22 protein-coding genes are annotated in these 21795 nt (G+C 74.9%); 8 read left to right on the forward strand and 14 right to left on the reverse strand.

Annotation, left to right across the window (positions count from 1 at the left end):
* Window positions 1–999: an ABC transporter ATP-binding protein gene (locus tag AC5L34_RS12440; protein WP_494824943.1), complete on the forward strand. Its 999-nt coding sequence runs from the start codon at window positions 1–3 to the stop codon at window positions 997–999.
* A gap of 59 nt (window positions 1000–1058) precedes the next feature.
* Window positions 1059–1754 carry an ABC transporter ATP-binding protein gene (locus AC5L34_RS12445; protein ID WP_494825014.1) on the forward strand — a complete coding sequence of 232 codons (696 nt, stop codon included), beginning with the start codon at window positions 1059–1061 and terminating at the stop codon, window positions 1752–1754.
* Between the two features lie 47 nt (window positions 1755–1801).
* Here AC5L34_RS12445 and AC5L34_RS12450 read toward each other — a convergent pair whose 3' ends face one another.
* Entirely contained in the window at window positions 1802–2254 is a 453-nt protein-coding gene (locus tag AC5L34_RS12450) for a GNAT family N-acetyltransferase (protein ID WP_441175200.1), read from the reverse strand.
* A gap of 74 nt (window positions 2255–2328) precedes the next feature.
* Here AC5L34_RS12450 and AC5L34_RS12455 point away from each other — a divergent pair, with 74 nt between their 5' ends.
* Window positions 2329–2841 (forward strand): potassium channel family protein, encoded by a 513-nt coding sequence (locus AC5L34_RS12455; protein ID WP_494824945.1) that lies wholly within the window; start codon window positions 2329–2331, stop codon window positions 2839–2841.
* On the opposite strand, the gene AC5L34_RS12460 is transcribed toward AC5L34_RS12455, so the two are convergent.
* Window positions 2768–4357, reverse strand: coding sequence for an alpha/beta hydrolase (locus AC5L34_RS12460; protein WP_441175198.1), 1590 nt, complete (start codon window positions 4355–4357; stop codon window positions 2768–2770). The two genes, AC5L34_RS12455 and AC5L34_RS12460, sit on opposite strands and share 74 nt — an antisense overlap.
* 33 nt (window positions 4358–4390) lie before the next feature.
* The gene (locus AC5L34_RS12465) at window positions 4391–5503 is read right to left on the reverse strand and encodes an ATP-dependent DNA ligase (RefSeq protein ID WP_089003615.1); all 1113 of its coding nucleotides are present in this window, start codon (window positions 5501–5503) and stop codon (window positions 4391–4393) included.
* A gap of 136 nt (window positions 5504–5639) precedes the next feature.
* On the opposite strand from AC5L34_RS12465, the gene AC5L34_RS12470 reads away from it, so the two are divergent.
* The gene (locus tag AC5L34_RS12470; RefSeq protein WP_494824947.1) at window positions 5640–5852 is read left to right on the forward strand and encodes a hypothetical protein; all 213 of its coding nucleotides are present in this window, start codon (window positions 5640–5642) and stop codon (window positions 5850–5852) included.
* 155 nt (window positions 5853–6007) lie between these two features.
* Window positions 6008–6430, forward strand: a complete 423-nt coding sequence (locus AC5L34_RS12475; protein WP_494824949.1) for an SRPBCC family protein — start codon at window positions 6008–6010, stop codon at window positions 6428–6430.
* Here the strand turns inward: AC5L34_RS12475 and AC5L34_RS12480 are convergent.
* Complete coding sequence (locus AC5L34_RS12480; RefSeq protein ID WP_494825016.1) at window positions 6405–6896, reverse strand: GNAT family N-acetyltransferase; 492 nt, start codon at window positions 6894–6896, stop codon at window positions 6405–6407. The genes AC5L34_RS12475 and AC5L34_RS12480 overlap by 26 nt on opposite strands.
* A gap of 89 nt (window positions 6897–6985) precedes the next feature.
* Here AC5L34_RS12480 and AC5L34_RS12485 point away from each other — a divergent pair, with 89 nt between their 5' ends.
* On the forward strand, window positions 6986–7489 hold the full coding sequence (locus AC5L34_RS12485; protein WP_494824951.1) for a DUF1990 domain-containing protein: 504 nt from the start codon (window positions 6986–6988) through the stop codon (window positions 7487–7489).
* A gap of 20 nt (window positions 7490–7509) precedes the next feature.
* Here the strand turns inward: AC5L34_RS12485 and AC5L34_RS12490 are convergent, their stop codons facing one another.
* From AC5L34_RS12490 to AC5L34_RS12535, 10 genes are all read right to left on the reverse strand, one after another.
* On the reverse strand, window positions 7510–8430 hold the full coding sequence (locus AC5L34_RS12490; RefSeq protein WP_441175195.1) for a DNA-3-methyladenine glycosylase family protein: 921 nt from the start codon (window positions 8428–8430) through the stop codon (window positions 7510–7512).
* A gap of 167 nt (window positions 8431–8597) precedes the next feature.
* Window positions 8598–9218: a hypothetical protein gene (locus AC5L34_RS12495; protein WP_441175194.1), complete on the reverse strand. Its 621-nt coding sequence runs from the start codon at window positions 9216–9218 to the stop codon at window positions 8598–8600.
* A gap of 289 nt (window positions 9219–9507) precedes the next feature.
* Complete coding sequence (locus AC5L34_RS12500) at window positions 9508–10287, reverse strand: anti-sigma factor family protein (RefSeq protein ID WP_494824953.1); 780 nt, start codon at window positions 10285–10287, stop codon at window positions 9508–9510.
* The gene (locus AC5L34_RS12505) at window positions 10284–10982 is read right to left on the reverse strand and encodes a sigma-70 family RNA polymerase sigma factor (protein ID WP_101414767.1); all 699 of its coding nucleotides are present in this window, start codon (window positions 10980–10982) and stop codon (window positions 10284–10286) included. Before AC5L34_RS12505 ends, AC5L34_RS12500 begins: the two co-directional genes overlap by 4 nt.
* 108 nt (window positions 10983–11090) lie before the next feature.
* Window positions 11091–11948, reverse strand: coding sequence for a spermidine synthase (locus AC5L34_RS12510; RefSeq protein WP_441175192.1), 858 nt, complete (start codon window positions 11946–11948; stop codon window positions 11091–11093).
* On the reverse strand, window positions 11948–12907 hold the full coding sequence (locus AC5L34_RS12515) for a hypothetical protein (protein WP_089001339.1): 960 nt from the start codon (window positions 12905–12907) through the stop codon (window positions 11948–11950). Before AC5L34_RS12515 ends, AC5L34_RS12510 begins: the two co-directional genes overlap by 1 nt.
* Before the next feature lie 37 nt (window positions 12908–12944).
* On the reverse strand, window positions 12945–15419 hold the full coding sequence (locus tag AC5L34_RS12520) for an AAA family ATPase (protein ID WP_494824955.1): 2475 nt from the start codon (window positions 15417–15419) through the stop codon (window positions 12945–12947).
* Entirely contained in the window at window positions 15419–16567 is a 1149-nt protein-coding gene (locus AC5L34_RS12525) for an exonuclease SbcCD subunit D (protein WP_101414770.1), read from the reverse strand. Before AC5L34_RS12525 ends, AC5L34_RS12520 begins: the two co-directional genes overlap by 1 nt.
* Window positions 16568–16633: 66 nt before the next feature.
* A complete protein-coding gene (locus AC5L34_RS12530; RefSeq protein WP_494824957.1) occupies window positions 16634–18388 on the reverse strand; it encodes an ATP-binding protein in 1755 nt (584 codons plus the stop codon).
* Between the two features lie 142 nt (window positions 18389–18530).
* Window positions 18531–19277: a pyrimidine reductase family protein gene (locus tag AC5L34_RS12535; protein WP_441175188.1), complete on the reverse strand. Its 747-nt coding sequence runs from the start codon at window positions 19275–19277 to the stop codon at window positions 18531–18533.
* Window positions 19278–19428: 151 nt separating this feature from the next.
* Here AC5L34_RS12535 and AC5L34_RS12540 point away from each other — a divergent pair, with 151 nt between their 5' ends.
* A complete protein-coding gene (locus AC5L34_RS12540) occupies window positions 19429–19974 on the forward strand; it encodes a plasmid pRiA4b ORF-3 family protein (protein ID WP_441175187.1) in 546 nt (181 codons plus the stop codon).
* A 378-nt stretch (window positions 19975–20352) separates the two neighbouring features.
* Complete coding sequence (locus AC5L34_RS12545) at window positions 20353–21645, forward strand: ABC transporter substrate-binding protein (RefSeq protein ID WP_441175186.1); 1293 nt, start codon at window positions 20353–20355, stop codon at window positions 21643–21645.
* Window positions 21646–21795 lie beyond the last annotated feature (150 nt).

Consider the following 21795-nt stretch of genomic DNA (forward strand, 5'->3'; position numbering starts at 1 on the left):
ATGACCGCTACCGCGGAGAGCACCGCCGCGCCGGACCTCGCCACCCTGCAACAGCGGGCCGCCCAGCGGGCGGCGGAGCGGGCCGGCGGCCGGGACCGGTTGCGCGGGCACATCGTCTGCGACGGGCTGGTGCGGATCTTCAAGACCGAGGGGGTGGAGGTGGTCGCCCTGCAGGGGCTCGACCTGGTCATCGACCGGGGCGAGCTGGTGGCGATCGTGGGCGCCTCCGGGTCCGGCAAGTCGACGCTGCTGAACATCCTCTCCGGGCTGGACACGCCCACCGCCGGCATCGCCCGCGTCGGCGAGTACGACCTGCTCAACCTCTCCGCGCGGCGGCGACTGAGCTACCGGCGGAGCATGGTCGGCTTCGTCTGGCAGCAGACCGGCCGCAACCTGCTGCCGTACTTGACCGCGCGGGAGAACGTCGAGCTGCCGATGCGGCTGGCCGGGCGGCGGGGCGGCCGGCGGGCCCACCGCGAGCGGGCCCGGGAACTGCTCGACATGGTCGGGGTCGGCTACTGCGCCGACCGGCGGCCCGGGCAGCTCAGCGGCGGCGAGCAGCAGCGCTGCGCGGTCGCGGTGGCCGTGGCCAACGATCCCGAGGTGCTCTTCGCCGACGAGCCGACCGGCGAGTTGGACGAGGCGACCGGGGCCGAGGTCTTCGGGGCGCTGCGCACCATCAACGCCGAGCTCGGCGTCACGATCGTGGTGGTCACCCACGACCACGCCGTGGCCACCCAGGTCCGCCGGACCGTCGCGATCCGCGACGGCCGGACCGCCTCCGAGGTACGCCGGACCGCGCGGATCGGCGCGGACGGCAGCACAGAACTGGTCAGCGAGGAGTACGCCGTGCTGGACCGCAGCGGCCGGTTGCAGCTGCCGGCGCCGTTCGTGGACGCGTTGTCGCTGCGCGACCGGGTGCGGCTCAACCTGGAGCCGGACCACGTGGAGGTGCGGCCGGGCGACCGGGCGCAGGAGGAGCGGGAGGCGAGGCAGTGAGCGAACGGGACGGACGACCGGCCGGAGCGGCGGCGGGCGTGGGCGGTGCCGACGCAGCGGTGGCGGGTGCCACGGTCACCGACGAGGTGGTGCGGGTCGAGGGGGTCAACCGGACGTTCGGTCGGGGCGAGCACGCCGTGCACGCCGTACGGGACGTCTCGTTCTCCGCCGGGCGGGGCGAGCTGGTCGCGGTGCGTGGCCGTTCCGGGGCGGGCAAGACGACCCTGCTGAACCTGGTCGGCGGGCTGGACCGCCCCGACTCGGGCCGGGTGGTGGTGGCCGGGCACGACGTCACCGGCCTCGGCGAGAAGGAGCTGCTGGAGCTTCGCCGGGGCACCGTGGGCTTCGTGTTCCAGACGTTCGGACTGGTGCCGATCCTGTCCGCCGCCGAGAACGTGGGCGTACCGCTGCGGTTGGCGCGGGTCCCGGCGGCCGAGCGGGAGGAGCGCGTGGCGGTGCTGCTGGAGCTGGTCGGCCTCGGCGGGCACGCGGGCCAGCGCCCGTACGAGCTCTCCGGCGGGCAGCAGCAGCGGGTGGCGGTGGCGCGGGCCCTGGCCAACGAGCCGGACCTGCTGATCGCCGACGAACCCACCGGTCAGCTCGACTCCGAGACGGGCCGGTCGATCATGGACCTGCTCCGCGCGGTGGTGCACGCCCGGGGTATGACCGCGCTGGTCGCCACGCACGATCCGGCCCTGATCGACCTCGCCGACCGCGTCCTCACCCTCCGCGACGGCCACCTCCTCCCCGCCTGACCCGCCCCACCCCGCTCTGCGGCGGGGACGGGGCGGGGGTGGGGGGGTCAGAGAGGGAGCTTCAGGCCCTCGTGGGTGGGGAGGAAGCCCAGGTTGAGGTAGAAGCGGTGGGCGTCGTGGCGGGTCTTGTCGGTGGTGAGCTGGACCAGGGCGCAACCACGCTGCCTCGCCTGGTCGATCGCCCAGTTGATCATCTGCCCGCCGACGCCCCGCCCGCGCAGGTCGGAGCGGACGCGGACCGCCTCGATCAACTGTCGCTCGGCGCCGTGCCGGCCCAGGCCGGGGATGTAGGTGAGCTGCATGCAGCCGACCAGCTCGCCGTCCGCGTCGGCCACGATCAGCTGGTTGCGCGGGTCGGCGTCGATGTCGGCGAACGCCTTCTCGTACGCGGCGTCGACCTCCGTGAAGTCGCGGGCCCTGCCGAGCACGTCGTCGGCGAGCAGGGCGACCACGGCCGGCAGGTCGGCTCGGACGGCCTCGCGGAAGATCACATCACTCATGCCGCCCAGCGTGGCACAGCGAACCGGACCGATGGGCGGGCGGCGCTTGCCTGAGCCGGGCAACATGACTGTCCATGGACGCCCTGCTGCTGCCGTTCCGGCTGATCTACCGGGGGCTGGTCTGGTTCGCCAACTCGCCCCGGACGCTGATCATCTCGTACCTGTTGATGATCGTGGTGGCCGGCATGATCTACGGCCGCGTGGAGAACCGCAGCCCGGCGGACGCCGTCTGGTGGGCGGTGGTGACGGCGTCCACCGTCGGCTACGGCGACATCTCACCGGTGAGCTGGCAGGGCCGCACCCTCGCCGCGCTGCTCATCTCCACCATGGTGCTGCTGGTCATCCCGTTGATCACGGCGCACTTCGCCAGCCAGCTCATCGTCGACGACGACGCCTTCGAACACGAGGAGCAGGAGCAGCTCAAGGCCGACGTACGCCGGATGCGGGCGCTGCTGGAGGAGATCGCCGCCCGGCAGGGCATCGACCTGCCGGACCTGCCGCCGGAGCGGCCGGTCAGCGGGCCGGGCAGCGCAGCCCCTCCCTGGGCACGGTCAGGTCGATCAGATAGGCGTCGACGGCCTCAGTGATGCAGGAGGTCTGCGGGTACGCGGTGTGCCCCTCGCCCTCCCAGGTGAGCACCCGGCCCACGCCCAGCATCGCGGCCAGCGCCGGGGTCTGCTCGTACGGCGTCGCGGGATCGCCCGTGGTGCCCACCACCAGGATCGGCGGCGCCCCGGTGGCCGGGCCCGTCGGGTACGGGTCGCGACCGCCGGGCCACTCGGTGCAGGAGAGCAGGCCGACGGCCAGGGCCGGCCCGAACAGCGGGTACTTCGCCCGCCACTGCGACTGGAGCTGCCGGATCCGCTCGCGGCTCGGCTTCTCCTCCTCGTCGGCGCAGTTGACCGCCAGGTTGGCGTCGAACATGTTCGAGTAGCGCCCGTCGGAGTCCCGGTCGGCGTACGCGTCGGCGAGGCGGAACACGTCCTGCGGGTCGCCGCCCTCCAGCTTGTCGATGGCGCCGGCCAGCTCCTGCCACCCCGACTCGGTGTAGAGCGACGAGATGATCGCGTAGAAGACCCAGCCCGCGGTGGCCTCCCGGCCGTCGTCCCCGCGTACTGGTGACACCCGCGCCTTGTCGATCGCCGAGGTGACCGCGGCCCGGGCGTCCGGGGCGATCGGGCAGCGCCCGGCGTTGGCCGCGCACCACGTGGTGAAGTTGCCGAAGGCCCGCTCGAAGCCCTTGGCCTGGCCCTCCGAGCCGGCGACCAGGCCCTGCCGGGGGTCGACCGCGCCGTCGAGGACCAGCGCCCGCACCCGCTGCGGGTAGAGCTGGGCGTAGGTGGCGCCGAGCAGGGTGCCGTAGGAGTAGCCGAGGTAGGTCAGCTTGTCGTCGCCGACGGCGGCGCGGACCGCGTCCATGTCGCGGGCGGCCTGCTCGGTGCCGTAGAGCGGCAGCTGGTCGCCGTAACGGTCGCCGCAGCCGCGCCCGATCCGCTGGCTGAGCGCCACGAACCCGTCGAACGACTCCTGGCTGCGCGGGTCGGGGTCGTAGCCGAAGCTGGCGTCGAGGTCCTTGTCGGGGATGCACTCGACCGGGCTGGAGCGGGACACCCCGCGCGGGTCGAAGCCGACGATGTCGAACCGGTCGGTGATCGAGGCGGGCAGACCGCCGAACGCCGGGCCGAAGGAGAGGTAGACGGCGGTGTCCACGCCGGAGCCGCCGGGCCCGCCCGGGTTGACGACCAGCGAGCCGATCCGGTCGCGCTGCTTGGTCGACCGGGCGCGCAGCAGCGCGATCTCGAAGGTCTGCCCGGCGCCGGGGCCGGCGGTCGCCCCGCCGGCCGCGCCCGTGCCCCAGTTGCGGGGCACCTTGATCCGCGCGCACTCGTAGCGCATGGTGGCCGCGCCGCGCCCGACAAGTTCCTCGGCCACCTCGGGACAGGCCCGCCAGGTGGGCGCGGTGCCGGGCGCGGCGGCCTCGCCGCCGGCCTCCGTCCGGGGTGCGATCGCCGGCAGGGTGCAACCGGCGGCGACCAGCGCGGCGGCGGCCAGCCCGGCGAGGGTGAGCCGGAACCGGCGGATCCGGGCGGGGGTGCGGGTCACGAGCGAGCCTCCGTGGTCGAGTCGACGGCCAGGCTACGCCGGACCGGTGGCGGGCCCCACGGTCGCCGTGGGATCGCCGCGCAGCACCTGGTCCACATCGAACCGTACGGGCCGGTCGAGCTGGTCGTAGCGGCAGGAGCGGGGATCGCGGTCGGGCCGCCAGCGGACGAAGCGGGCGGTGTGCCGGAACCGGTCGCCCTCCATGGCGTCGTAGCCGACCTCGACCACCAACTCGGGGCGCAGCGGCTCCCACTCGAGGTTGCGGGTGCCCGTCCAGCGGCTCACCCCGCCGGGGAGGCGCTGGCCGCGTTCGTGGTCGCCGTGCACCCACGGGTGGTCGGCGCCCACCTCGCGGTAGGGCTCCAACTCCTCCAGCAGCTCCGCCCGGCGGGCCATGGTGAACGAGGCGCTCACCCCGACGTGGTGCAGGACCCCGTCGTCGTCGTAGAGGCCGAGCAGGAGCGAGCCGATCACCGGGCCCGACTTGTGCCAGCGGAAGCCGGCCACCACCACGTCGGCCGTACGGGCGTGCTTGACCTTGAACATGAGCCGCTTGCCCGGCTCGTAGGGCAGGTCGGCCGGCTTGGCGATCAGGCCGTCCAGGCCGGCGCCCTCGAAGACGTCGAACCAGCGGTGCGCGGTGTCGACGTCGGTCGTGACCTGGGTGACGTGCACCGGCGGGCGGACCCCGGCCAGCGCCGACTCCAACCGGGCCCGACGCCGGGGATAGGGCTCACCGAGGAGCGTCTCGTCGTCGAGGGCGAGCAGGTCGAAGGCGACGAAGTCGGCCGGCGTGGTCTCGGCCAGCAGCTTCACCCGCGACGCGGCCGGGTGCACGCGCTGGGCCAGCAGCTCGAAGTCGAGCCGGGGCTGCCCGCCCGGGCCGTCGCGCCGGATGACGATCAGCTCGCCGTCGACCGCGCACCGCTCGGGCAGTTGGCGGCGGGCCTGCTCGACCACCTCGGGGAAGTAGCGGGTCATCGACTTGCCGCCCCGGCTGGCCAGCTCCACCTCGTCGCCGTCGCGGAACACGATGCACCGGAAGCCGTCCCACTTCGGCTCGTAGGTCATCCCGGGCGCGGTGGGGACCCGCGGGACACTCTTGGCCAGCATCGGCTCGACGGGCGGGGAGATCGGCAGCTTCACGGCGACCAGTCAACCAGACCGCACCGACAGTGGTGAGGCAGATCACGGCCGGTGCACGGGCGGCGTGTCCGGCCGAGCGCCGCTCGTGCCGCACCGGGCGAATCAGGAAACCGCAGGTCAGAGCTACTTTCGCGGGGTGTCGGAGTGGGTCTGCGGGTGCTGCGGGCGGTGGCGGGTGAGCGTCGAGCTGATCCGGGGCCGCTACCGGTACCGCCTGGTGCGCCGCTACCCCCGCCAGTTCGGCGGGGGCAAGGACGTGCTCGGCGAGGTCGGCTCCGTCGAAGAGCTGGCGGAGCTGCTGCGTCGGTGTACCCCCCTCGGGCTGGCCGACCTGCGCGAGGCCGCCTGACCCGGCGGCGGCCGAGCCCGGCGGACACCCCGGCGATCCGCCGGCCCGGCACCCGGGCGGACCGGCCGGTGCCCGCCGCTGTCACGATCGGTGGGGCAGCGTCGTCGGGACGGGCAGCGGCGTCGGTCGGGCGCCGCCCACGGGGAGGGGGCACGATGCGGTTCGAGGCCGGTACGGAGGTGGCCGCCGAGGCCGGACGGGTCTGGGCGGTGCTGGTGGACGTCGAGCGGTGGCCGGAGTGGACGCCCTCGGTGCGCCGGGCACGACGGGGGGAGTCCGGGCCGCTAACGGTGGGCGCCACCGCCCGGCTGGAGCAGCCGAAGCTGCGACCGGCGGTGTGGCGGGTCACCGAGCTGGCCGAGGGGCGGTCGTTCTCCTGGGTGTCGGGCAGCCCGGGGGTGCGCACCCTCGGCGAGCACCGGGTGCTGCCGCTGCCCGGCGGGCGCAGCCGCGTCGAGCTGGCCATCACGCAGACCGGGCCGCTCGCCGGGCCCATCGGCTGGCTCTACGGCGACCTGATGCGCCGCTACCTGCGGCTGGAGGCCGACGGGCTCAGGCGTCGCTGCGAGCGGGACTGACCTGCGTCTTCTCCAGCAGGGCGAGCCGGATGCCGTTCGGGTCCGGCCGGTGCCCGACGACCCGGTAGCCGTGCCGCTGGTACAGCCGCAGGTTCTGCTCGCTGTCGGCGCCCGTGAGGAGCGCGAAACGACGTACCCGGGCGGCGCAGGCCGCCTCCACGGCGCGCAGCAGCCGCCCGCCGACGCCCCGGCCCTGCTGGTCGGGGGCGACGGAGAGCCGACCCACGTGCGCGGTGTCGCCGTCGACGTGCGCCCGGACGGAACCGACCAACCGGTCGCCGAGCCGGGCGGTGAGCACCGTCGCCGGCCCCGCCAGCGCGGCCCGCACCTCGTCCAGGGTCTCGGTCAGCGGGGGCAGGAACGGGTCCGCGTAGTGCTGTGCCTCGGTGAGGAACGCGGCGCGCTGCACGGTGAGGATCTCGCCGGCGTCCGCGACGTCGGCGGGGGCGATGCGCGGCTCGGTGATCACCTCGACAGCCAACCACAGGCCGCCGGGCGGGCCGCCCGCACCGCCCGTACGCTGGCGGTGGTCCCGTCGAGTCGTGGGGGTACGTCGTGCCGGCACTGACCTATCCGCACGTGGGCGCCACCGAGACCGGCGAGCTGCCGCCCGGCTGGCGGCACGTGCGGCACCGGGTCCGGCTGCCCGACTCCTGCTTCGCCACCGCCGGGGACGCCGTGCTCGGCTGGCGGCTGCACCGGGCGGCCGGCATCCGGATTTACGCCGACGCCGAGCGGGCCGCGCCCGGGGTCCGGGTGGTCTCCGGTCTGGGCGTCGGCCCGCTGCGGCTGGCCGCGCCCTGCGAGGTGGTCTGGGCCGTCGACGACGGGCGGCGGGTCGGCTTCGGCTACGGCACGCTGCCCGGGCATCCGGCGCGCGGCGAGGAGGCGTTCGTGGTCAGCCGTGACGCCGCCGGCCACGTCTGGTTCGAGGTGCTCGCGTTCAGCCGGCCGGACCGCTGGGTCATGCGCGCCGCCGGGCCCGCCGGCCGGGCCTTCCAGCAGGCGTACGCCTGGTGGCTCGGGCGCACCCTGCGCCGGCTCTGCGCCCGGCGCTGACCTCGCGCCGCCGTCGCGCGTCAGAAGCGGGCGAAGGAGCGGATCGGCATCCGTGGACCGTACTTCGGTGCCTGGACGCCACCGGCCGCCAGCAGTACGCAGACCCGCCCCCGGTGACCCCGGAACGGCTCCAGCAGGGCCAGCATCCGGGCGTCGTCGCCGCGCGGCTCGCCCGCCAGCGCCCACGCCACCGTGTTGGGCACGTGGAAGTCGCCGACGCTGACCGCGTCCGGGTCCCCGTACGCGATCCGCACCACCTCGGCGGCCGTCCAGGCTCCGATGCCGGCGATGGCGGTGAGCCGGCGGGTGGCCTCGGCGGAGTCCGCGCAGCGCTCCAGCCGGTCCGCGACGGCCGCCGCGCGGCGCAGCGTCTCGGCCCGACGCTGCTCCACGCCGAACGGGTGGAACACCCAGTACCCGGCGGCGGCCACCGCCGCCGGGTCCGGCGGGAGCAGCAGCGGCTGCATCGGACCGGGCGCCGCCTCGGCGAAGTGCCGCACCGTCGCCGCGTACGCCCGGTACGCCTCCTTGCCGGTGACCTTCTGCTCGAAGACCGCCCGCAGCAGTTGGCGGAAGACCTGCCCGGTGGCCGGCATCCGCAGTCCCCGGTGCTGGGCCGCGAGCCGCGCCACCACGGGATGGGCCGCGGCGAGCGCCGCGAACCCGCTGACGTCGTCGCGCAGCCCCGCGATCGCGTCCGCCCGCTGCACCACCCGGTCGGCCCCCGGGCCGTAGCCCTCGGCCAGCAGGGCGCCGCCCGACGGCCGCAGGGCGAGGGTGGCCGGCCCGTCCGGGGTCCGGGTGGCCCACCAGAAGGTGCCGGCCGCGACGCGCGCGCAGGGGTCGTACGGGCTGAAGGTCAGCGCCCGCACCGAGGCGGCCAGCCGGTACCCGGCCGGCGGGCGCAGCTCCCGACGCGCGGTCGGTTCGGTCCCGGTCACCCGCACATGCTGTCACGCCCCGGCCCCGTGACCGGCGACACGGCCGACGCGTCCTGCCTCGTCGCCGGCGACCCGGCGGGTCCACGGCGTCGGCCGGCTGCGCCCGCCCGGCACGGGGACCGGTCGCGCCCGTCGAGGCTGCGACCGGCCCGCCGGGCCCGTTCGGGTCAGTACGAGTAGTTCGAGTCGGCCTTCTCGTCCGCCGGCGGGGCGACCGGCTTCGGGGTGCCCGTTGGCAGGCAGCTCAGGTTCTTCCTGCCGTCCGGGGCGACCACGAACCAGGTGCCCCCGACGCCCTGGCCCTTCCACTGGCCGGGCTTCTTGTCGCCGACGTAGCGGTAGAGCGGCCAGCCGTCCAGGGTGATCTGCCGGGTGCCGTCCTGCCGGGTGACGGTGCCGACCTTGTCGTCGGAGACGCCGTTGAGGTCCGGGGCGCCGTCGGTCAGCGCCGGCGGCCACACCTGGGCGCACTTGTCGACGCAGTTCGACGAGGGCGGGTCGTTGGTGTCCTTGTCGAAGCGGTAGAGGATCCAACCGTCCTGGTCGGTGACCACGCTGCCCATCCGGGCGACCTTCCTGCCGTTGAGCTCGTCGGTCAGCTCCGCGTCGGACGGCGCGGCGGTGGGGGACGGCGACGCCTCGGGCTCGACGGCCGCGCTGGGCTCGGCGGCGGTCACGGCGACCGGCTCGGCCGCGCCCGAGTTCGCCCCCTCGTAACCCGCGGGAGCGCAGGCCGTCAATGCGACCATCGCGCTCGCGACGATGACGGTTCGCTTCATCTGTGCCACGTGCCCTCCTCGGTTATGGCGGTTCACCGATTGATACGGAGGGGGCGTTGTCAAGGTTGAACGCGCGATCGTGGTCGATGTCACCGGAAACCGTTGAACCGAACGGGCCGGAAATCCGTTTCCCGCCACGAGGGCGGTTCCTCCCGCAGGACCACGCCGCGCGAGATCGCCTCCCGCGTCTTCGTCGCCGCGCAGGCAGCCATCCACCCGCGACCGGGAGACCGTGCCGCGACGGCACGCGGGACCGGCGCCGGCCGTCGTGCTGCCGGCGCCGGTCCCGCGGCGGTTGCTACAGCTGCACCGTGACCAGCGGGCTCGCCACCCCGCCGGCGTCCACCGACTGCACCTGGATCTGCTTGATGTCGCCGAGGCGCGTCGACGTCGACGCCGACAGGCTCAGCTTCTCGGCGCGCGCGTTGGTGCCGTACCCGGTGGCGGGCACCGACCAGCTGGAGATCACCTCGGTGCTGTTGTTCTTCCGCACCACGACGAGCCGGCACGTCCGGGGCCCGGGCAGCTTGGCGAGGATGAAGTCCACCCCCGTGCCGAAGTCCTTCGACACGACGAAGAACGTCGCCTCGACGCCGGTGGTCGGGTCGACGACGTTGACCGGGTCGCCCTCCGGCAGCGTACCGCCGATGTTCGGGTCGTTCGGGTCGCTGGAGCGGCTGGCCGTCGGCGGAGCGACCAGGGCGGTCGCGGTCGGCTCGGCCGCCACCTCGGGCGCGCTGTCACCGGCGATCCGGGCGAAACCGAGCCCCGTCAGCCCGCCCAGGACCAGCACCGCGGCGGCCGTGGCCAGCAGCTGCCGGACCCGGTTGCGCCGCCGGTGGGCGCGGACCGCGACCAGCGTCCGGTCCAGCAGGGCCGGATCGGTGCGGGTCTGCTCCAGCGCGGCCATCGTCTCGCCGTCGATGTCGGAGAGCAGGCCGACGACGGGCACCATCGTCTCCAACTCGGCGGCGCACGCCCAGCAGGCGGCGAGGTGCTCCTCGAACCGTTGCGTGTCGTGCTCGTCCAGCACGCCGAGCGCGTACGCCGCTACGTCCATGTGGTCCGCCCGGCTCATTCCGTCACCCCCCGTTCCTGCAGAGCCGTGCGCAGCGCGCGCAGCGCGTAGTAGACCCGCGACTTCGCGGTGCCGAGCGGCAGGCGCAGCTCCTCGGCCGCCTCCGGCACCGTCCGACCCCGGAAGTACGTGGCCACCAGGATCTCCCGGTGCGACTGGCTCAGCGTACGCAGCGCGTCCGCCACCGTCATCGTGCGCAGGACCCGGTCGGTGCTGTCCGCCTCGGCGAACGCGGTCAGGTCCCGGTCGTACGTCTCGGCCGGCCGGGCCTGCTCGCTGCGGTGCTCGTCGATGGCGATGCGGCGGGCCACCGTGACCAGCCACGGCCGCAGCGAGCCCTGCCCCTGCGCGCCGAGCCGGTGCGCGTTGCGCCACGCCCGCAGCAGCGTCTCCTGGACGATGTCCTCCGCCCGCTGCCGGTCGCCGCCGGTGAGCCGCATGACGAACGCCAGCAGCGGCCCGGCGTGCTCGGCGTAGAGCAGCCGGATCAGCCGGTCCGAGTGACCCGCCTCGGTGGACGGTGCCGCCTGGTGGCGTCCGGGGGCGGATCTCGGCGTCACCGGCCCATTCTGGCGAGGCGCCTCGCGGGCGTCGACCCCGCGTGCCGCCGTGCCCGGCCGGGACTGGGACCGCGCGGACATCCAGTCCCCCCGCGCCCCGTCGCCGGGCCAACCGGCCGCCGCCACCGCATGCATGCAGACCTCCGGGTGTCCGATGACATCGGCCGTCCCCCGCGGGCACGGCCGCCCGGTGGTACGCGGCCACGGGGCGAACGGATCAACGGCGCGCGGAAAAGATTCCGCTCACCGGCCCACGGAGAAGATCCCGGGCGGCGGCGGGGTCGAGTCGGTGGCGTCGACGTCGCGGACCACCGCCGCGCCGCCCGCGAAGCGGTCGAGTTCCTCGCCGGCCAGGACCCGGCCCGGGAACCAGTCCCCGGCCGCGCGCCGGGTCAGCTCCGGCACCGGCGGCTCGACCCGGCCGGCCACCAGCACCAGGTTGCCGTATCGACGTCCGCGCAGCACCGCAGCGTCGCCGACGAGGCAGGCCCGGGGCAGCACCGAGCGGACCGTGGCGACCTGCGCCCGGGCGTGGCGCAGCGGCGGGCCGTCGGCCACGTTGGCCAGGTGGAAGCCGGCGGGACGCAGCACCCGGGCCACCTCGGCGGCGTACTCCACCGAGGTCAGGTGCGCCGGCGTACGGGCACCGGCGAAGACGTCGGCGAGCACGACGTCGTAGCTGGCGTCCCGGCTGGCGGCGAGCACCGCCCGGGCGTCGGCCACCCGCACCTTGAGGCGGGGGTCCGGCGGCCACGGCAGGGCCCGGCGGACCAGTTCCACGAGCGCGCCGTCCACCTCGACGACCCGCTGGGTGGAGCCGGGCCGGGTGGCCGCCACGTAGCGGGGCAGGGTGAGCGCGCCGCCGCCGAGGTGCAGCACCCGCAGCGGCGCCCCGGCCGGGGCCATCAGGTCGATCGCGGCGGCGAGCCGCCGGACGTACTCGAACTCCAGGTGCGTGGGATCGGCCAGGTCCACGTGCGACTGCGGGGCGCCGTCGAGCAGCAGGGTCCACGATCCCGGCCGGTCCGGATCGGGCACCAGCTCGGCCTGGCCGGTGTCCACCCGCGCTGCCACCGTGTCGGCCGCCCGCTTGCGGCCCATCAGCGCCGGGCCCGGGCGGCGGTGGTGAGCACCCGGTGCAGCAGCCGCGCGTCGCCGAGCAGCGACCGCAGCCGGCGCTCCAGGCCGGCGATCGGGATCAGGTTCTGCGGTGCCCGCGGGTCCTTGTAGGGGGTGGACGCGAACCGGGGCAGCGTGACCAGCGACAGGTCGGCGAGCCCCACCGCCTCGTCGATGCCCAGCTCGGCGGAGCACTCCATCCGGACGATGCCCGCCCACGGCGCGCCGAGGGCCACCGGCAGCCGCAGGTACCACGACCAGCCGCCCCAGGCCGTGCCGAGCTTGAACACCGGGGAGCGCTCGCCGGCCGCCAACCCGGTGACCACGGCGGTCAGCCGGGCGTCCAGGTATTGGCTGTGCTGCGTCTTGATGTAGCCGAGGGTGCGCGGCAGCTGCCGCCGGTTGCGCAGCGGGCCGTCGACCACCAGCAGGTCGCCGTCGGTGCGGGCCGCCCCCGAGACCTCCACCTCCAGCGCCGTCAGCGGCCCCTGCACGGCGGCCGGGAGCTTGTTCAGCTCGCCCGTGCCGCTCACCCGGTGCACCGGGTAGCGGACGCTGCCGGCCACCACGTCCACCGCCGACGGACTGGCGGTGAACAGGCCCCGGCCCACCTTCGCCCCGGCGAGCTGCGCCGCGCCGCGCTCCAGGTCGCACCGGACCACCCCGGCGGCGTACGACGCGGCGAGGCCGGGGAAGGACGCGCCGTCGTCCTCGGCCGTCCACACGCTCGCGTCGATGCGGCGCACCCCGTCGACGAGCAGCACCACGTCGGGGGCCCGGACGTCGGAGCGTGGCCCGATCGCCCGCCAGTCCACCGCCGGCAGTTCGGCGTCCGCGTCGACCTGGGCGCTGCTCGGCGCGGCGGGACCGCCGCCGGACGCCTCGAACGACGCGCCGTACGCCGGGTCCCACGCGTCGACGAAGAACCGGGGATCGGTCACCGCAGCGGACCTCCCGTCGCGCGCGCCGGGGCCCCGCTCACCGGCCGGTCCGTTCGACGCGGGCCGACCGGGCGTCCTTGCTGACCTCGAACCGGACCGGGATGCGCTCGGCCAGGGCCGGCACGTGGGTGACCACGCCGACCATCCGGTCGCCCCGGGCGGCCAGGTTCTCCAGCGTGGCGGCCACCGTGTCGAGGGTGGCCGCGTCGAGCGTGCCGAAGCCCTCGTCCAGCACGATCGACTCCAGGCTCGCCGCCGTGGTGGACATCCCGGCGAGCTGCTCCGACAACGCCAGCGCCAGCGCCAGCGACGCCTGGAAGGTCTCACCGCCCGACAGGGTGCGCACGCCCCGGCGCAACCCCGCGTCGTAGTGGTCGACCACGAAGAACTCGCCCTTGTCGTGCACCAGGTCGTACTGCCCGCCGGAGAGCTCCCGCAGGATGCCCGAGGCGCCGTCGACCAGCAGGTCCAACGCCTCGGCGAGCAGCCACCGCTCGAAGTTGTTGGCCCGCAGGTGCCCCGCGAGGGCCCGGGCCACCTGCGCCTCGCGCTCGTAGCCGGCCCGCTGCTCGCGCAGGCCACCGGCCTGCTCCCGGCGCCGCTCCAGCTCGCGCAGGTCTGCCTCGGCCCGCTCGAGGGCGCGGTCGGTGGCGCGCAGCGGATCGTCGGCGGGCGGCAGCCCGGCGGCGGCGAGGACGCCCGCGATGCGCTCGCCGACCTCGGCGGCCGCCGCCTCGGCCTGCGCCACCGCCCCGGCCCGCCCGGCCCGCTCGGCGCGGCGACGCTCCGCCTCCTCGCCGGCCCAGCCGGTGAGGGCCGCCCACGCGGCCCCCAGGTCGTCGCGGTCCGCCGTCGGCGGCCCGAACCGGGCGAGCCCGTCGCGGGCCGCGTCGAACGCGCGCCACGTCGCCCGCAACCGCTCCTCGGCGGCGTCCACCGCCGCCCGGGCCCGCCGCGCGGCCTCCCGGCCGGCCCGCACCGCCGCCGCCGACTCCTCCAGCGCCCGGCGCAGCCGCGCGTGGTCGTCCAGCTCGCGGCGCAGCACCACCGGCTCGGCCGCCCCGGCCAGTTGGTCGTCCAGCTCGGCCAGCCGGGCCTGCACCTGGTCCTGCCGGGCCCGCGCGCGCAGCAGCACCCGCTCCAGCTCCCGGGCCGCCCCGTCGCGCTCCTGCACCACCGACTGGGCGGCCTTGCTGGCGGCCCGCGCCGCCCGTCCCGCCGCCGTCGCGGCGGCCACCGCCGAATCGGCCGGCACCGCCGGCACCGTCGCGACGGTCTGCTCACAGACCGGGCAGGGCGCCCCGGCGCGCAGGTGCGCGCGCAACGCCACCGCCTGGTCGGTCGCCTTCGCCTCCTCGTGGGCGCGGAAGGCCGCCTCCAGCTCCGCCTCGGCCCGCTCGGCCGCCGCCCGCGCCTCGGCCAGCGCCGCCACGGCCGCGCCGTGCTCGGCCTGCGCCCCGGTCACCGCCGCGCGGACCGCCGCCGCCTCGCCGGCCAGCTTCTCCCGGTCGGTGTACGCCCGCAGCAGCAACCGCAGCGCGCTCTCGTCACCGGCGGCGGCCAGCTCGCCGCGCAGCTTCTCCTCCCGCTCCTCGGCCAGCGACACCGCCGTCGCCGCCTCGTCCGCGCCGGCCCGCGCCGACGCCACCGCCCGGGCCACCTCCGCCACGCCGTCGGGCGCCCGCACGGCCGCCAACACCGCCAGGTCGGCGTCGAGGGCCGCAAGGGCCGCGCCCGCCTCCCGCGCCGACGCCCGGGCCGCCTCCAGCTCCGGTACGGCGCTCGCCACCGCCCCCGCCAGCTCCCGCATCCGGTCGACCTGCCCGATCGCCGCCTCCAGCGCGGCGTCGTCGACGTCGGTGAGCCCGGCGAGCGCCTGGTCGACCGCCTCCAGCTTCGCCTCGGCCTGCGCGGCCCGCGCGGTCGCCCGCTTCTGCACGTCCTCGTAGACCCCGAGGCCCAGCAGGTTGACCAGGATCTGCTGCCGGGTGGCCGGCTTGGCGTGCAGGAAGTCCGCGAACTGCCCCTGCGGCAGCACCACGCAGCTGGTGAACTGCTCGTACGGCAGCCCGACCGCCTCCAGCACGGCCTGCTCCATCTCGGCGGGGGTGCCGGCCACCACCTCGCCGAGGTCCTCCGGGCTCAGCCCGGTGTCGAGCTTGGTCACGTCGAAACCGGCCGGCATCAGCTGCAATCCGGCGTTGGCCGTCTTGACGTTGCCCCGGCCGTCGCGGCGGACCACCCGGGTCGCCACGTAGCGGGCACCGGCCGACTCGAAGACCAGCCGGACCCGCGCCTCGGTGGCCGACGGCGCCAGGGCGTTGGACAGGCCCCGGGCGCCACCCCAGCGGGGCACCGTGCCGTAGAGGGCGAAACAGATCGCGTCCAGCACCGTCGACTTGCCGGAGCCCGTCGGCCCGACCAGCGCGAAGAAGTCGGCGTCGGTGAAGTCGATCGTGGTCTCGTCGCGGAAGACGGTGAAGCCCGCCATGTCCAGCCGCATCGGCCGCATCAGTGGTCGACCTCCTCGAAGAGCTCGTCGAAGAGCTCCCGCACCCCGTCGTCGGTGTGCCCCCGGCTGTCGAGGTAGTCGGCAAAGAGCTGCCGGGGCGAGCGGCCCGCCCGCTGCGCCACCCGGGCGCCGCTGCCCGGGGCGGGCACCAGCTCCGGGTCGATCCGGATCTCCAGGGCCTGCGGGAGCAGCTCCTGCACCTCCTCGCGCAGCCCGGCGCGCGGCTGCTCCCGGACGTAGACCCGCAGCCAGGCGTCCGGCACGTCCATCTCGGCGAGCTGGGCCAGGGTGCCCCGGACCGTACGCAGCGTGGTGGCGGCGGTCACCGGCACCTCCCGCACCTGCGCGGCCGTGGTCGCGGTGACCTCGACGACGGTCACCGACGGCACGTTCTCCTGCTCGCCGAAGTCGACCGCGAGCGGGCTGCCGCTGTAGCGGATCGGGCAGGGGCCCTGCACCCGCTGCGAGCGGTGCAGGTGGCCCAGCGCCACGTAGTGCGCCGTGCCCGGGAAGACGGTCGCGGGCACCGCGTAGCCCAGCACGGTGTGCGCGTCGCGCTCCCCGCCGCCAGTGGTCGCGCCCACCACGGTCAGGTGGGCGGTGACCAGGTGCACCCGGTCCGGTTCGGTGAAGCTCTCCGTGAGCCGGCCCAGCACCCGGCCCAGGTGGTCGGCGTACGTCTGGGTGGTCTCGGCGGCGGTCAGCTCGTACATCTCCACGGCGCGGATGGCGTAGCGCTGGGAGAGGAACGGCAGCGCGGCCAGCCGCCACCGCTCGCCGCCGGCGGTGGTGCCGTCGATGACGTGCTCGTCGGGGTTGTCCCGGACCCCGCCGCGCAGGGTGATGCCGGCGGCCTCGGCCCAGGGCCGCAGCGCGTCGAGGGCCTGGCCGTTGTCGTGGTTGCCGCCGATGGCCACCACGTCGGCGCCGGTGCGGCGCAGCGCGGTCAGCGCCCGGGTGACCAGCCGGGTGGCCTCCGGCGTCGGGGCGGCGGTGTCGTAGAGGTCACCGGCGACGATGACCAGGTCGGGCGCCTCGGCGCGGGCGACGTCGATCACGCCGGCCAGGACCCGCTTGTGCTCCTCGGCCCGCGACTGCCCCTTGAGGACCTTGCCGACGTGCCAGTCGGAGGTGTGCAGGATCTTCACGGGGCCCGCCTTTCGTTCGCGACTGCGGGGCTCGCAAGCTCACTCCTCGCGCTCACCGGATTCCCCCTAGAACGGGATGTCGTCGTCGGAGGTGCCGCCGCCGGAGCCGACCACCGCGAACGGGTCGACGGACTGGGTGAGCGACCGGAGTGTCTCGGACGGGGCGCGGCCGGCCTCGGAGACCCGGGTGGCCCAGGCCGGGAACGGGAACTCCAGGCAGAGCGGCACCGGGATGTCGGGCTGGTTGACGAACATCGTGCCCGGCTTGGCCAGCAGCGCGCGCTGCCGCTGGGCGGGTGGGAGGAAGCCGTATTCCGGGCGGGACGCCTCGGCCGGGTCGAGCCGGCCCACCACCCGGATCGCCGAGTTGGTGACGATGCGCCGCTCCACCTCGCTCGCCGTCTGCTGGGCGCCGACCAGGATCACCCCGAGGGAGCGGCCCCGCTCGGCGATGTCGAGCAGCACCTCCTTGATGGGGGAGGAGCCCTCGCGGGGGGCGTACTTGTTGAGCTCGTCGAGCACCACGAAGAGCAGCGGCTTGGCGGTGCCGGCCTTCTCCTTGCGCTCGAACTCGCTCTTCAGCGTCACGCCGACCACGAACCGCTGCGCGCGGTCGGGGAGGTTGTGCAGGTCGACCACGGTGACCTGAGCGCTCTCGGCGGTGTTGATGCTGTGCGGGCGGCGGGTGGCCAGGTCGCCCCGGATCAGCCGGGACAGGTCCTTCTTGCTGCCGATCAGCCGCCGGGCGAACGCGTTGACCGTGCCCAGCCCGACGGCGCTGCCGGCCCAGTCGGAGCGGGTCTCGTCGTCGTTGAGCTGCTCGACGACGTGGTCGACCAGGTCGGCGTACGAGCCGAGACGCACCCCGTCGATGCTCACCCCGCCGTCGGCGGGCTGGGCGTAGCGGGCCAGGTGGGCGGCGACCGAGTGCACCACCATCGTGTACTGCTGGCGTTCGTCGTCGGCGTCGGCGAACACGTAGGGCAGCAGGCGGTCGGCGCAGAACTCGCTCAGCGTCCAGTAGAAGCTGTCGACCCCGGTGAGCCGGCTGCTCACGTCGGGCGTGCCGGAGGAGTCGCCCACCCGGGGCGGGGCGTAGACCCGCACGTCGGGGAAGGCGCCGGCGACCAGGCCGAGCTTGGCGTAGGAGGCGCGGGTGGCGTCGTCGAGCCGGGTGTTGGGGTGGTCGAGGAAGAGCAGGTCCTCGCCCTTGACGTTGAAGATGAGCGCCTTGGCGTTGACCGCGTCGCCGCCCAGCACTCCGGAGCGGAAGACCGAGTAGAGCAGGAAGGTGGCGAAGCTCGTCTTCGTGGCGACGCCCGAGATGCCGGAGATCGACACGTGCGCGCCCCGGCTGCCGTCGAGGAAGTCGGCGTTGAGGTAGACCGGCACCCCGTCGCGGCCCATGCCCATCGGGATGCGCCGCTCCATCCGGTCGAAGTGCAGCGCGCGGGCCCGGGCGTCGCCCTCGGCGCGGTGCACCACCGCGCCGGGCGACGGCGGTACGTAGAGCTCCGGGTCGACGCGGGTGGTGGTGATCTCGGCGGCCTCCTGCACCTGGGCGGGCAGCGTGCCGTCGGCGATGGCGAAGACGTCGGACTCGAACTGGGCGCCCTCGTGCCGGGCCCGCACCTGGGTGACCACCCCGGCGATCGTGACCGGCTCGCGGTCGGGCAGCTCGCGCCGGGTCACCACGACGTCGTCGAGCTGGAGGTAGCTGCCGGGGGAGACCGCCGTCCAGAACTGCAGGGGGGTGGCGTCGGCGGTGCCCAGCACCCGGCCGACCGCCTCGCCCGGGCCGTCGAACCCGTCGTCAGTCATCGGGCAACTCCGGTCGGCTGGTCGTCGCGGTCGGGGCACACGCCTGCATCCTGCCCGAGGAGTACGACACGTTGCCACGCGACGCGGCGGACGCCACGCCGTCGTCGGTGTCCTCAGCCGCAGGGTGCCTGTCCGGCCACGGTCAGTCGCGGGCGTAGCGGAGCATGAGCACGCCGTCGTCGGCGGCGAGCACGTGCCGTAGCGGCAGGTGGCGCACGTCGCTGGCGTCGCCGGCGGTGATCCGCCCCGGGCCCGCCCCGGCGAGCAGCGGGGCGACGGTCAGGCAGACCTCGTCCACCAGGTCGGCGGCGGTGAGCGCGCCGAACAGCTGCGGGCCGCCCTCGCAGAGCAGTTGGCCGAGCCCGCGGCGGCGCAGCTCGGTCAGGCCCGCCGCCAGGTCCACCCGGTCGTCGCCGCGGCGCACCACGTCGGCGACGTCGCTCAGGCCGGGCGGCGCCGTGGCGCCGGCCCGGGTGAGCACCACGGGCCGCACCGGCGCGTCGGCGAACGCGGCCTGCGCCGGGTCGAGGTCGAGCGAGCCGGAGACGACGACCAGCGTCGGGTACTCGGGCAGGCCGTGCTCGCGGCGCCACGCCCGGCGCCGTTCGTCGAGGCGTACCGCCCGGTAGCCCTCGCGCCGCAGCGTGCCGGCGGCGACGACCAGGGCGTCGCAGAGCATGCGCAGCAGCCCGAAGACGCGCTTGTCCGGCTCCCCGGAGAGCCCGGCGGAGTAGCCGTCGACGGAGACGCCGCCGTCGACGCTGGTCACGAAGTTGACCCGCAGGTGGGGTCGGTCGACCCGGCCGTAGAGCGCGGTGAGCGCGGCGTCGTCCAACGGGCGCGCCGACGGTCGCGGCCAGAGCGCCGAGATCGGGATTCCGACGCTCATTCGCCGGCCGGACCGGTGACCGGAGGGGTGGGTCGGGAGGTACGGTGCTGGCAGTCGCACCAGTTCCGCCCCGGGCAGTCGTCGTGCCGCCTGGCCCGGCACGCTCGGCAGATCATGCCCCGCAGCCTATGCCGAGGAAGGATGGGACAGCATGCCGCGTCAGATCTTCCAGCTGAAGATTTCCCTGGCCGGGGTCCGGCCGCCCGTCTGGCGTCGGGTCCTCGTCCCCGGTGGCTACACGCTGGACCGGCTGCACCGGGTGGTGCAGCACGCCATGGGCTGGCGGGACTGCCACCTGCACTCGTTCGAGATCGAGGGCCGCCAGTACGGCGAGCCCGACCCCGACGGCGAGCTGGCCCTGCACGACGAGTTGGACGTCCGCCTCGACGCCGTCGTCGGCAAGGGCAGCCGCTTCCACTACACGTACGACTTCGGCGACTGGTGGGAGCACGACCTGGTGGTGGAGGACGCCTTCACGGCCGACCCGGACGAGCGGTACCCGTCCTGCTCGGGCGGCGAGCGGGCGTGCCCGCCCGAGGACACCGGCGGCCCGGCCGGCTGGCAGGCGCTGCTGGCCGCGCTGGCGGACCCGGCGCACCCCGGGCACCCGGCGGCGCGGGACCTGGTGGGCGACCGGTTCGACCCGGACGCCTTCGACGCGCGCCGGGCCGGCACCCTGCTGCGCCGCTTCTGCTGAACCGCTTCGGCCCGCGACGCGTCCGCGGCCCGTATCCGGTTGCCGGGCGGGCCGTTGAGCGTGCCTGTCGTCCCCGCACGGGTGTGCTGAACCGCTTCAATCCGACGGATGCCCAGGTGGTGCCGGGGTGCGGATCGGCCCGCGGCGCGCGGCGTTGCGGGCGGACGCGTTCGCGGTAACGATCTGGGAACGCTCCCATAGGCCTATTGACACCCCTGACACCCGCCGGCAATCTCATGGGAGCGCTCCCGCGAACGTGGCACGACTCACCCGCGCCCCGCTCCCGGTCGTCGAGCGCCGGCCCCGGCCGGCACCGACGGCGCGCACGGCACCCCCCACCACACCCAGTCAGCCTCACCACCGAAAGAGGGGTCTCCGATGAGCCTCACCACGCGGCGCACCCGCATGGCGGCTGCCGCACTGGCCGCGATCACCGCCATCGGCGGTCTCGCGGCCTGCGGCAAGGACGACGACGCGCCCGCGGCCGGCGAGAAGCCCGCCAAGCTGGTCGTCGACACGTTCGGCGAGTTCGGTTACGACGAGATCATCAAGCAGTACGAGAAAGACACCGGCATCAAGGTCGAGCTGCGCAAGACCGCCCAGCTCAACGAGTACCGGCCGAAGATCGTCCGGGCGCTGGCCACCGGCAAGGGCGCGGCCGACGTGGTCGCCCTGGAGGAGGGCATCCTCAACGAGTTCAAGGCCAACCCCGCCAACTGGGCCGACCTCGCCCCGCTGGTCGCCGACCACAGCAAGGACTACCTGCCCTGGAAGTGGGAGCTGGGCAAGGCGCCCGACGGCCGGCTGATCGGTCTGCCGACCGACGTCGGCAGCCTCGCCGTCTGCTACCGCCGTGATCTCTTCCAGGCCGCCAAGCTGCCGGTCGAGCGGGACCAGGTCGCCGCCCTCTGGCCGGACTGGAACGCCTTCATCGAGACCGGCAAGAAGTACCGCGCCGCCACCGGCAAGGGCCTGGTCGACTCGGTCACCACCGCCGCCAGCGCGGTCATGTTCCAGCAGGGCGGCGACCTGTTCTACGACAAGGACGACAACATCGTCGCCGACAAGAGCGCGGCGGTGAAGGCCTCCTGGGACACCGCGGTCGCGATGGCCGACGCCAACATCACCGCCGAGACGGCCACCTGGTCGCCGGAGTGGTCGGCCGGCTTCAAGCAGGGCACCTTCGCGGCGACCTTCTGCCCGTCCTGGATGCTCGGCATCGTCGCGGACAACTCCGGCCCCGAGAACAAGGGCAAGTGGGACGTCGCCCCGGTGCCCGGCGGCGCCGGCAACTGGGGTGGCTCCTGGCTCGGCGTGCCGACCCAGAGCAAGTACCCCAAGGAGGCGGCGAAGCTCGCCGAGTACCTCACCAACGCGCAGAGCCAGGTCGCGGCGTTCAAGCTCAAGGGCCCGCTGCCGACCAACCTGGAGGCGCTGAAGAACCCGGAGTTCCTCGCCTACACCAACGAGTACTTCAACAACGCGCCGACCGGCAAGATCTTCGGTGAGAGCGTCGCCAAGATCCAGCCGCTGCACCTCGGCCCGAAGCACCAGGCGGTGAAGGAGAACGCGTTCGAGCCGGCGCTGCGCTCGTACGAACAGGGACAGGCCACGAAGGACAAGGCCTGGGAGCAGTTCGCCAAGGACGCCAAGACGCAGGGCGCCTTCTGACCCACCTCGTCGCCAGGTGGCGTCCGGGTCCTCACACACCCGGGCGCCACCGGCGCCGTCCCCGTTCCGTCCCCGGACGCCATCGGCGCCGTCCCGTTTTCGCGTAAGAGCGCCTGGGCGTCGGCGCGCGCCCGTGCCGACGCCGGGAAA

The organism is Micromonospora sp. ZG13, assembly GCF_059359355.1.